Source organism: Akkermansia sp. RCC_12PD, assembly GCF_036417355.1.
Taxonomy (GTDB): Bacteria; Verrucomicrobiota; Verrucomicrobiia; order Verrucomicrobiales; family Akkermansiaceae; genus Akkermansia.
The window spans coordinates 3,121,369-3,133,500 of record NZ_CP143889.1; the positions used below are offsets into that span (position 1 = coordinate 3,121,369).

Here is a 12,132-nt window from a genome sequence, read left to right on the forward strand (position 1 = left end):
TAATGGACAAAGGTCTTGTTATTTTATTATATCAGTTGGGTATTACCTTAAATCTGATATTTGCTTTTCATACTGTTATAGTAGGAATCGTATTATCGATTCTCAATACTATTGTCAAATCTCATAATAAAATAGTAAAAATTCCGTTTAACATTGATGAAATAAATAGCCAGTCTCTCTATCCTTCTGATTGGTTAAAATCATTTAAAGGTCAGCATCTAACATTGATGGAACTTATTGAAGGATTGAAATATAAAAATACCACAAGTTTGACGTTCGTAGGAAAAATTTTAGCTATTATATCTATTATTATTTCTACCACTATCTTGTGTTATTATTATGTAGACTTAAAATCTGGAAGAGAGATAGTACCAAGCCTTCTTCCATTATTGCTGTTGTTAATTCCGTTAGCATATTGGTTTTTATTATTGTGTATTTTATCCTTATTAAAGATATCTATGTTATTTCTTGTGAAATGTTTGACATGGTTATTCAATAGGGATTATTCTCATCAAAACATATCCTATGCGGTAAACTTACTATTAATCATTGTTTTAAATACATTATTTGTAATCATTTCTTCTATTTTAGAAAAATTTATAGAAATATTCATGGTTAATTTTTCTGGGAAAATTCGAAATTTCATTAGGAAAAATGAAATAGAGCATCTTACGCCTTGTATGAATTGTTCTCATCATTCTAAATTTGATTAATTACAGTCTTCACCGGATTCATCAGCGCAGCCCCCAAAGTGACATACTGCCCGGCAGCTTGAACCGCCTTCGGCCCCCACTTGCTGGCAACCCCTCCCACAGCGCCAAAGAATCGGCCCAGCCGGATTACCTGCTTCATGTAATCCCCGGCTTCATGGCCTCCCTCCTGTATCATCTCACCCAATTTCCAGGCGGCATTCCAGCCTGAGCGGAAATCAATCATGGCACGCCCTGCGGAACCCGTATAAACCTTGGCTCCCAGCAACTCGGAAAACATCCACTCCACGGCTTCCCCTACCAGCGGCATCCCGGCAAACGGCCCGGCCAGCGCAGCATAAAGATACCCCTGCCAACCCCGCTTCTCCCACTCCTCCTCATCGTCCTTCATGCAATCCAGCATGGCGCCGATAATCGCGTTAAACGCCCCATAGGCCAGCCACACCTTCCCGGCCTTGGACAAAGATGCCCACCGCTGCCTGGACGTCACCCCTGGGGCAAACCCGGCCCTGGCCAACCCGTAAATCGCGGCCGTCTTATTAAAATTCTCGCTCATCATGTAAAAAATGGCGCGTCCAAACGCCCCGCGGTGCAGCCCGCCAAACGACTTGTCAATCCACGTCTGGGGCTGGGCGGAATGCAGCGCATTCCTCACGGCCTGCCACGCCTCATCCCTCGCCCTCCCTTCCTCCACGCCGGCCTTCACGGCCTGCCGGAACTTGATATTCCACAGCGCGGCGGACCCCACGGCATTAAAAAACACATCCGTGTACTCAATCCCGTTCATCCCCCACACCAGCGCGGCCTCCGCCAGCGTGTAGGAAGAATCATCCCTCAGCCGGGACAACCTCTCCACGTCAACCCGGTCATTCAGCCGCGCCTGGAACTCGGCGCTCTTCAACATCTGGATCACCCCCATCTGGGCCGTCCCATTGCGCAACATCGCCATCGTGCCCAGGTAATCCAGCAACCCGATGCTCGGATCCCCGATCCACGCATTCAGCACGGCGGAACCCTGCTTCATCAGCGTCTCAAACCGGAACGCCAGAATCGCCTTCGCCTGTCCGGAATAAATCGCATTGAGCAACTTATCCAGGGAACCCACCGCCTGGCCCTGGACCACCCCGGCCCGCTCCAGCAAATCCACCCAGCGGCGCAGCCTCACAAAATCATCCTTCCCCAAATTCGCCACCAGGCTCTCCGCCACCTCCCGGCGCCGCAGCAGCCCCCGGAAATCTGCCGTAACATCCTGCGTGTAATACCAGTGATCCGTGATGTCCGTCGCCTCCCAGAACACGGAAAGCGCCCCCACGCTCGTATCCAGCCTCCGGTGGTGCTTCGTCCTCACCCTCTGCCAGCCCTGGTTGCCTCCCTTCGTGTTCGGCACGCCGGAAATCATATCCGCCGCATCCGCGTCACTCATCGCATCCAGCGCCCAGAACCGGGCCGGGAAATAATTCTCCACGCGGGGGAAGGGGACGCCCGTCACCTGCTCGTACAGCCTCCCGATCTTATCCCCCTGGGCCTTCAGCAGCTCCCGCAGCCCGTAGCCGATCGCCATCCCCTCCTCACCCACATACTCCCTCAGGGCGGCAACCACCTCCGGCGTATACCCCTGCTGCTTCATCATCTCCCGGTAACTCTCCTGCTCGGACTGCAGCACCAGGTACAGGGCATTATCCCGGCTCAGCACCAGCGGGGAACCCTCCTCGCCCTTGAAAGACACGTTCGCCGTCACATACTTCCGGTAGCGCGGCCTCTTCCCCTCGGCCTTCGCCCGGGCCGCGGCATCCTCATGCTCCTTCAGGCGGGCCAGCAAAACATCCAGCGTCTCTTCGGAAAAAAACTCCATCCCCTCCTCCCAGCGCTTCCGGACAAACTCCCTCCTCTGCCGGGCATCCATCTCCCGCACCTCGCGGGCCTGCTCCAAAGTCAGCTGGGCCGTCTGCGTAACCCACCCATTCAGCCGGATCCCCGTATCATGGCTCGTCTTGAACCATGCCACCCAGCCGGCCATATTGCCAGCCTTCCGGGCCTTCATCACCTTCTCCGTAAGATGCCTCTCATACAAATCCTGCACGGCCGCCGCCCGCAGCCCGCGGGCATCCCTCATCTGCTGGAACGCATTCGTCAGCCGGCTGCGCATATCGGCCGTGAACTCCTGCAGGGCGGGCATCTTCCCCATGCGCGTCAGCAGCTGGTCCATATTCTCCATGAAATCGCCGAAATTCTTGAAACTCACCTTCCCGTGGAACTTCTCATTGGCAGCTCTCAAGGAATTCTCATCGGCCTTCTTCCCGGTCTGGTTAAACCTCTCCACAATCTTCCGGCCAATCGCATTCAACCGCTCGGCAGCAGCCTCCTGCACGGTGGCCCATCCCTCCTTCTCCGTATTAATATAAATCTCCAGCGCCTTCGCGGCGGCCTCCGCCTCGTCCACGCTCATCCCCTCCAGATTCCCGTACAGGGCCAGGCGGGTCAGCTCCTCATTCAGCTCATCCATCCGGGCCACAGCCTCGCCATCCATCTGGTCGGGATGCCCCTTCTCCAGCCTCTCCATCTCGGCGGCAGCCTCATTCATCGCCGCCTCCTTCTCCTCCGCCGTCATCCGTAGCAGGGGAACCACCTGTTCTTGAAGATAGGTGTAAGCCTCCATGGAAACCTTCCCCCTCTGCTGTTTCCCCTTCTTCTTGCGGATAATGAGAACCTGGTCCAGCATCCTCGCAATCCCGGCGGCAATCCCGTCCCTGGCCAGAGCCTCCAGCCTCCCGGCGGCCTTCTCCATCATCTCGGCCATCAGCTCATGCAGGCGGTTCTCCGCCCAAGCCTTGCGCACCTTCTCCATCTCATCCTCAAACACCTCCCTGGTGAACTTTTTGGTAGGACCACGCCCGGTCATCTTTCCTGCTACGCGGGCGGCAATGCCGGCAGTCTCTTCCGCCTCCTCTCTCCACTCTTCACTCTCAATCCTCCACTCTCTCATCATCTCTCGGCGGGCAAATATATTCACCATCCTCGTCTCGTCGATCTTCCCCTTGGCCGCCAGCTCCGCCAACATCTGCAACCGGTCGATGTAGGGCTTCACGGCCACGCGGTACCCGGCGGGCAGGTGCATCAGGGCGCTCTTCACCATGGAGATATTTCTGCCTACATTCACCAGAAACGCCGCCTCATCCGTCTTCCCGGCGTAGCGCCCCCAGGTGGCGGCGTCTGCACGCAGGTCGGCGGCAATCCGGTGGACCACCTCCAGACTCTGTGTTCCGCGGCTCACGGTCAGCAGCGGGGAATCTTCGGACAGGGAAAGGGAAACGTCATGCTCCCCGCTGCTGTCATTGACAGCCCGGCTGGAATCTGCTATTAAAAAAACGTCGTCAAGAGCAGAAAGGCTTCTGCCGGGGGCTTCTTTGGAAGTCTGACTGATTGTGACCGGGCCGTCCACAGACGATGACTCCTTGATCTCCAGCCGTTTTAAATTGGGATAAACCTTCCCCTTACGGTTGAAAAACGTCTTGTGGAGAAACAGCTTGCCGGAATCATTTTCTCCCAGCTCAATAACTACAACACCCGTTCTTTTAAGGCGTTTAATAAAAATAAACTTGCTTCTTCCTTCGGTTCGGTCATCAAGAGCCACTTCGTCAGGAGCTGATAAAATCCTATGAATATCCGCATACTCATGCGGAAAAACCTCCGGATGATGGTTCACGGCGTGATCAATAAAATACCCTTTTCCGGAATACACCCGGTTATCCATGACATCGGAACCGAACATGCGGACATACTTGTCCGGAATAACGGCAATCGGCTCCAACTCATTTCCGAAAAGCCGGAAAATCTCTTCCCGGCTCTTTCCTCTTGCCATTTCCATACTCTCAGGAGAAACCCACTCCTTCAAACGTTGTTGGATATCCAGCATTTCTTCCGGAGTCACACCTGACCCTTCGCGGAGAGACAGGGAAACCCCGCTGCCGGCCACCTCCTTCACTATCTGCTCAACCGCAGTCTCTCCCTGCCGTGCCCCCTCCTGCATCCAGTAGGATTCCAGGTTATTGGAAAGCGCATACACCGTCTGGGCGAAATCCGCATCAATCGGCACGCTCTCCCCCGCCAGCCGGCGGCGCTCCATCTCGTGCAGACCCGTTCCCAAATCCAGCAGAGCCTTGGCGGAAGAAACCCACTGGCGCACCATCTGCAGAAAATCCTTCATCCACTGGGGCAGCCTCATATCCGCGGCCCGGGCCAATACGTCGCCCTTGGCCAGCATGCTCATCCCCTCAATCACATCTTTCACGGAAACCTCCCCATCCTTCCGGATCAAACCCTTCCCGTGGGACAAAAACCCCTCCTTCTGCAACGCGTCCTGAAGGGCTCGCAGATTATTCGCATACCAATCCAGACTATGCTTCGTATGCTCCATATCCTCCGTCAGATGCGTCTCCAGCACCTCCTCCAGCAACTCCGGCACCGTCACCTCCCCCTTGTGAAAACGGATCAGCGTTTGTCCGTTCCTCATCGCCACACGGTACGCATTGCTCCGGGCCCGTTTGGCGGAAGCAACCTCTCCGCGCTCCACGCCCAATTGCACGCGCCCCTCAAACGTACTATCCATCCTGGCCGCCTGCCCATATGTCATCCGCGTCCCCAGGTCCGCAGCCTCTGCATTTACACCCGCCCCTTCGGCAATGCGCAGCCGGGCGGCCTCGGCCAGCTTCCGGGCCGTCTCCACTGTCTCGGCACGGCCCATATCCTCAAACACGTACTTCCCGGAACCCTCCAGCTGCCCAATCGTCCTATTCACGGCAAACGCCTGCTGGGCCTCCAGCATCCTCAGGCGAATCCCGTCGTGCAGCAGGGCTTGCATCCGTGCCGTGGCGTCCTGTTCGCTCAGCTCCAGAACATCGTAAGACTCTTGCCCCTCCGCATCCCTGACTGTCGTGGTAAACCTCCAATGACCATCCCCCAAATCCTCCACGCGGGGAAGGTTGAGAAGCTCCACCTCCGCCTGGTAGGCTTCCTGCCGGGCTAGCCAAGAGTAATCCTCCTTCATGGAAGAAAAACCCTGGCGCACGTTCTCCAGCTGGGCCGCCCGGTCAGACATGCTCAACGCGGCCTGGAAAATCTCCCGGTTCTTCTCCACGGGGTCCACAATATTGGCAATCCTCTCCGCTTCGGCGCGGTTCACACCCAGCCCCATAATCTTCGGAGCACTCACCCGGGAAACCTGCGCCTCCCGTGCAAACGCCGGAATTTGGGCTCCACCAGCTACGGCTCCGAACATGATAGACGCACCGATAAACTCAGGATCAGCAGCCTGTTTGGCCTGCTCCCACCAATCATCCACACTCATCCCGTCCTTGCTCCCAAATGCCCATGCAATGGCATTATCAACAGGGTACAACATGGTCGGGGAAGTCACCTCCTCCATGGACTCCGCAAAACCTGATCCAAGCATAAACGCCCCCGTGCGCGCCCAGGTGCGCCGGAAAACCTCCCTTCTAATAGCATCCACAGGACCGGCAATCACCGCGGCGGAGCTCCGCATAAAAGGAAACCTCTTGGCCAGCCACTTCATATTCCTCTTAAAAAACAACCCGCCCCCCATCTCGGAAGCCCACTCCGCTACGCCGGCAGCCGTCCCTCGCAAGTAAGACTCCGCATCGGAATGTCCGCGTGCCTGCATCTCAATCGTCTGATCATTAGTCACAGTTGCAAACATCCCGGCTCCTCTGGTCAATGCAAAATCAAGAGAATAAGCACCTATGGAACCAAGCATATCAAAAGACCCTCGCAGCCAGGAAGCTCCGTCCGGAGAATCCTCCATGGACTTCTTAATCTTCACAATCTCATCCACCACCTCGCGCTCGTACTTGGTCTCCTTCCTGTAATTGTCCTCATTAAACTGCTGGGTACTACTCCATAAGCTATTTGCGTAGGACGAATGGACATTGGGCTGATATGCCTCCGCCGGATTAAGACTCACGGAGGCGGCTCTGGCCGCCTTCTTGTAAAAATCAGCCGTACTGTCCAGCGTATGTTCCAGCGTCCTCGCAAAAGTAGAAACAACAGGCAACCCGTTATTGCGTCTCTCATCCGCTTCCATCATCGCCAACCCAACCACGATGCGGTAAGCCTCCTCGTTCTTCAGCTTTAACTCCGCAAGATCGCGGCCAAGCTCATAGGCGGAATCATCCGTAATGGAAGGCAGCTCATCCAGGACCAGAGCCTCCTCGCTCTTATTAAATGAAAATCCTCTCTTTCTGCTCAGCATCACTGCCCCTGCCGGCGTCTTGCTCAACCTCTCCCTTTCCGCCTGAAGCTCATCCACTTTATCCTGCACAGCCCGGTCATCCAAAAAGCCGTAGCCGCGCGCCTTAAGCCAATCACCGGCGTCCATGATAGCCTGCCTCCACTTGGTTCCATATCCACAATTCAGCATTGCCCAATTCCTTTCCTCCGGAGTCAATCCCGGATGACGGTCCAGGGCGTCAGAAAGGCTCTCCCCATTCAACAAAGCGTGCATCACAGGTACGGACTTGCCAAAAAAAGAATTGCCTAGGGCCACTTCCTTCTCCTGCGCCTTCATAAAAGGTTTTCGCCTCGCAAACCATCTATCCCACACGTCTTTGCTCCCGCGGATGCCTTCCGGAGCATCCACGGAAGACAAAAACCGGATCATGGAATCACCGTCCCTATCCCCCGGTTGTGCGTAAAACTCCTCTAAAACCTTCTCTCCGCGCACCCGCCCTTTGTACTCATCCGGAGTAGCCTCAAAAGCCTGTGTCCACTCCTCGCCATAAGCCTCTACAACCTTCTTCCTGGCCTCGGGATGTGCCTTCCAATCCATCCCCAGGGCATCCATCCGTTCAATCTTCTCTTGATACTCTCTCCGCTCCCTCTCTCCCAGCGGACTCTTGTAATCCTCCAGTACCTGCCTGCGCTCCCACCTATCCAACTCATTAAGTAAAGCGAACTTCGACGGTCCATCCTCCAACGTATCGTAAACCTCAAGAGCATCCCCAAAATCCAGATCGCTCCCGATAGGAGGAGGCGGTTCCATCACATCAATGCCCTTAAAATTCTGCTGTTCAATCTCACTGATAGGCTCAAGACCTGTGACGCGCGCAGCATCTTCTACCTGCAACTGAGGTGCAAACACCTCCTCTTGGAGTCCTTCGATAGGCACACCTGCCAAACTACCTTCAGAAAAAGAAAAATCATTCATAACGTGTTAAAAATAAAAATTAAAGAGAATTGTAATACTTGCGTACGCCCTTGGCCCAATGCTGATTGAGATTCCGAGGGTCATTATCCGCTCCCACTGGAGCATACTTCCCGCCAATGGCTGCAATCGTCGTCAACCCTTTGTCCAGGTAATGTTTTCTGAGAAGGCGAGCGGCATAATCAATACTCTCCTCCACGGATGAAAAATCGCGCGGACCTCCTCCGTTGGGGCTGATCCCCATGGCGTTGTTCTTGCGGAGAAAGGCAGGGCTCGTCCCTTTGTCGGTTTCGTGCATGGCAATAGCTATCAATAGCTTCGGGTCCACGCCGTACTTCTTCCCTGCATCGTAAAAAGCCTGCTCGTAAGGGGCCAGTCCACGTAGAGCGGATTTATTTATCTTTACTGCCTTACCAGTAGGAAGGGCTGCATCCTGCTGCTTCATCAGCTCATCCGTATCTCCTTTAATAATCCTCATATCCACAGCAAAGGACCTGCCGGCATCATAAAAACCCTGTCTCGCAACGGCATAAGACATCTGAGGAGAATCCCCTTCACATGTGCCCACGACGCGGAAGCGGCGGAAATGCTCATTATCGAACGTTGCTTCAACCACATAATCCTTTAACCCATCACCATAAAGAACATCTTGTCCCTCGTGGAGCCGTCTGGCATACGCCGTGGCGTCCTCCGGAGAATCGAACACGCCCAGGTGTTTGCCCGTCTTCTTGAACTGCTTCACGGCATCGTCCTCGGAAAGAACCTTGCCATCCTCGGAAACAGTGGGAATCAGATATTCCTTCCCGTCAATCCCCACGGAAATGGAACGCACCGTGCTGATGGAGCCGTCGGCATTTCGGACGACGGGACGTGCACTCAAATCAATATTGCCGGACTCGATCATTCCTTTGGCATGGGTAGGAAATAAATCTTGAACCATCTCTCTGGGTAACAAAATACCGGCAGGCAAATCCTTTCTGGTGGAATCAAACCCCAGGCTCACGCGCTGCATGGGGGCTTCCTGAGCGGAGGAATCCACCCAATATTTCCTGCCGCTCTTCACAGCCCACTGGGCAAACCTGCTCCTCTGAGCATCCCTGGCATTGGCAATATTGGAATCCATCTGATTCACCCCTTCATCCACAAAAGAAATATCCCTGTTCCCGGTAATCTCCCGGGTAAGACTGATCAGTTTCGCCTGCTGCTCCGCCTGGGTGGCGTCCTTGCCGTCATTCTCCCGCCAGGAGTGGAACCGCTCGGAAATCTGGGAGCGCAACCCGGCGGCATGATTAGCCCGCGCATACGCCATATACTTGGCCATGGCGCTTTTATTTGTCTCCGTTGGAGTCAATCCCAACTGCCCCATAAACTCATCACGGAACTTCCCCCCGGATTTCCATCCTTCCTCATCGCTGTAGGGCTGATTCTCTGCATTGAAAGCTTGCTGATTCAAAAGGGTTCCCTTTTTCTCCAGTAGATTCAGACGTCCTTTAATGTCAATAGTGGGAGTCTTCAGCTTCTTACGCATGTCATCAGCGGCAGTCCATTGTCTCCCCAGCCACTCCTTCTCCAACCCAAACCGGGAATACTTCTGAATATAGGCATCCCTGGCTACCTCGCTTTCCTCTTGAGACAAGGAAGGATTAAATGCCCTTGCCTCTTCGGCAGCAGCAGCAGCAATTTGTGGGCGCACTATAGCTCCTTTCCCGGCTTCAAAAGCACGGATCCATCCACATTCTTTCTTTGTGTAAAATCCTGTCCACTCCGGTCCATCATTCTTTGTCCCAGATTTCCCTTTATCCTTCTTGCGCGTCAAAACAAAGGAATTGAAAAAACTATCCGCGGCGGCTGGCCTTGCCTGGCTGGCCAGCTTCCGGCGCATCGCATCAAGTTCGTATGGAGAAAATCGATTCTTGTAATCCTCGCTATCCAGTAAATCATAAGCACCTGCCGGATTGGTTGCAGCCAGATTATTAAAATTCTGGAGAGAAGCCTTCTTTCTTCCTCTCAGCAAACGCAATTCTCCCTCTGCCGGAGAAATCACTTGGGACTGGACGCCGCCCATGACGGAAGACTCATACCCTCCCCAATCCTCCTTCTCCTCGGCCAGCTTCAAATTGGTCTCAAAAGCCTGCCGGGCCACGCTCAACTGGTGCTTGGCCGCCAGCCCCCAATAGCGTTCCGGCAGGCTCGCCTTCACGGACTCCATCACGCCACGGGCCTTCATGGCAACCTCCGGACTGAAAAACGTCCCGCCCAAACTCTCAATCCGCTGACCGAACTTGAAAGCCAAATCATCAAGCCGCCCCTTAATAATCGACCCGTCATTATTAAAAACGCTATCCTTCGTCCCCGGAGCATAGGCAAGCATCCGGGAAAACTCGGCATCGGACTCGTCCCGGATGCGGCGCAGCTCCACCTCCTGGCGCTGCATCTCGCCAAAATCGGAAATCCTGGCAAACGCCTCGGCGCTCCCCTGAAGGGCCTCTTCGGCCTTCTGAATGGAACCACCCAGCATCTGCCCCTGGTCCCCGTTGGCGGCTCGTGCCGCTGTACCAGGATCAGCCTTCGCCGTCCGCAGGGACGGCCCTCCGTATAAAGGAATCTCTTTCATCGTGTTGTGTAATTGGTAAATTGATCAATGGAAAAAACATGCACCTGCGGCCCGCGCAAAAAACGCTGCCAGGCCACATGCGTAAAACCTCGGCGGGCAAACTGCCGCGCCAGGCGGGCCAGCTCCCGCGGCCTCCCGGCAGCCCACCACACAAACAGGCATCTGTCTGGAAGCGCCGGCATCTCTTCTGGAGGAAAACACAACTCGCCCAGCCTGTCGGCAGGCAGAGCCAGACACACCTCGTCGGGAGAAACAAAAGCCAGCCCCATGGACGCGCAATCCTTCACATCCGTCCACAAATCCCGGCCCACCTCTGCATAAGCACTCACGGTCGCATCAAACGCATTCATTATCTCAAGAAAGGGTTGAACTTCTGTGCATAACTATAAAAACTGAAATCACTCTTGGCCGGACTCGCCGCCCAGGACCCCAGCTCCATCATCCCCATGCGGGAATCTGCCGTGGAACCGGGAAACACGCTCCCGGCCAGCCCTCCCAAATTGAACCCGGCAAAAGCCCCCTGGGCGGCCGTGGTGGAACCAAACGCCCCCATCCCGGCCCCAATGCCGCCAATCAACGCCCCTCCAAGCTGAATCCCCGTGGAAACCAGGGCTCCATTCGCCGCGGACCTGTAAGCCGCCGCCTGATTCTGCGCGCTCACCAGCGCGGCATCCCCCTCCCATCGCTGCATGGCTGCCTCATGGCGCTTGCCCTGGTCATTGATAGCCGCTCCCAGGGACATATCGGAAATCTGCTTCTCCAAAATCTCTGCGGTAGTGAGCTCCGCCTTCAGCCCGCTTCCCTCCGCCGTCAGGCCGGAAGCCCCGCGGGCGGCGCGCACGGAAGCCGTGGCCGCCGTCTGATTGCGTCTGGCTGTTGCCATATTCTCGGCGGCAAGCCGCAGGGCGGAAGCGGACTCGGCCTCCGTATTGGCCGCATTCACGTAAGCGGCCTCCCTGGCCGCGCGTCCCTGTGCCAGGGCGCTCTGCGCGATGCCCCTATTCGTTGCGTATGAACCAATGCTACCCATGACATTTAAAAAATGGAACGGTTTAAAATACCCTTCAGGGGATGCTGGTCATTGCTCCCCCGCTGGCTCACGTCCTGGTGCAGGGCGTCGGCAATATAGCGCCTGTACAAATCCAGGAACACGCCCACACTCTGCGGCTTGCCCGTCACCGTCGCGGCAATCCTGGCAGCCAGCAAACACTTCACGGCCTCCACAAACAAAGGCTCGTTATCCGGCAGCCTCTCCCCCAGGGCCAAATCATTGGACAAAAACCGCACCTGCAGGCGGGAGGGGCGCTCCTCGCAAACCACCGTGCGGCCGGCCATGCGCCAATGCCTCGCCTCCACCCTCAACAACTTCAGGCAATCCTCCGGCACCTCAAACCGCCCATTGCCCTCCGGGCACTCCAGCACGGCCTCCTTCGTGGCAAACGACCACGGCCCGTAGGACACGGCCTCCAGCATCACGGAGGGGAACCACAAATCGCACGCCCTGGCCGCAGGAGAATCAAGCACATACTCCTGCTCCCCCAGCAGGGAAAGGCACTGTGAAAAAAACGTCAGCTTATCCATCCCTCAAAAAT

The 12,132-nt window shown here is 55.4% G+C and carries 6 protein-coding genes and 1 pseudogene; 1 reads left to right on the plus strand and 6 read right to left on the minus strand.

Annotated elements, in window-relative coordinates; genetic code table 11:
- Positions 1-2 precede the first annotated feature (2 nt).
- Positions 3-713, plus strand: a complete 711-nt coding sequence (locus V3C20_RS13270) for a hypothetical protein (RefSeq protein ID WP_130084752.1) — start codon at positions 3-5, stop codon at positions 711-713.
- Here the strand turns inward: V3C20_RS13270 and V3C20_RS13275 are convergent.
- The 6 genes and pseudogenes from V3C20_RS13275 to V3C20_RS13295 all read right to left on the minus strand — a co-directional run bounded on the left by V3C20_RS13275 (position 700) and on the right by V3C20_RS13295 (position 12,121).
- Positions 700-7,863, minus strand: a complete 7,164-nt coding sequence (locus V3C20_RS13275; protein ID WP_149874448.1) for a hypothetical protein — start codon at positions 7,861-7,863, stop codon at positions 700-702. The genes V3C20_RS13270 and V3C20_RS13275 overlap by 14 nt on opposite strands.
- A gap of 85 nt (positions 7,864-7,948) precedes the next feature.
- A complete protein-coding gene (locus V3C20_RS13495; protein ID WP_343160562.1) occupies positions 7,949-8,464 on the minus strand; it encodes a glucosaminidase domain-containing protein in 516 nt (171 codons plus the stop codon).
- 108 nt (positions 8,465-8,572) lie between these two features.
- A pseudogene (locus V3C20_RS13500) lies at positions 8,573-8,848 on the minus strand (hypothetical protein); the annotation flags it as partial.
- Between the two features lie 1,688 nt (positions 8,849-10,536).
- Entirely contained in the window at positions 10,537-10,869 is a 333-nt protein-coding gene (locus V3C20_RS13285; protein WP_130084749.1) for a hypothetical protein, read from the minus strand.
- Positions 10,870-10,889: 20 nt separating this feature from the next.
- The gene (locus tag V3C20_RS13290; protein ID WP_130084748.1) at positions 10,890-11,570 is read right to left on the minus strand and encodes a hypothetical protein; all 681 of its coding nucleotides are present in this window, start codon (positions 11,568-11,570) and stop codon (positions 10,890-10,892) included.
- A gap of 5 nt (positions 11,571-11,575) precedes the next feature.
- Entirely contained in the window at positions 11,576-12,121 is a 546-nt protein-coding gene (locus V3C20_RS13295; protein ID WP_130084747.1) for a hypothetical protein, read from the minus strand.
- Positions 12,122-12,132: the final 11 nt, after the last annotated feature.

What these genes read in the sequence shown, in the direction of transcription:
- V3C20_RS13270 (WP_130084752.1), top strand. Translation starts at nt 3, where the DNA reads ATGGACAAAGGTCTTGTTATTTTATTATATCAGTTGGGTATTACCTTA.
- V3C20_RS13495 (WP_343160562.1), bottom strand. Translation starts at nt 8,464, where the DNA reads ATGTCTTATGCCGTTGCGAGACAGGGTTTTTATGATGCCGGCAGGTCC.
- V3C20_RS13290 (WP_130084748.1), bottom strand. Translation starts at nt 11,570, where the DNA reads ATGGGTAGCATTGGTTCATACGCAACGAATAGGGGCATCGCGCAGAGC.
- V3C20_RS13295 (WP_130084747.1), bottom strand. Translation starts at nt 12,121, where the DNA reads ATGGATAAGCTGACGTTTTTTTCACAGTGCCTTTCCCTGCTGGGGGAG.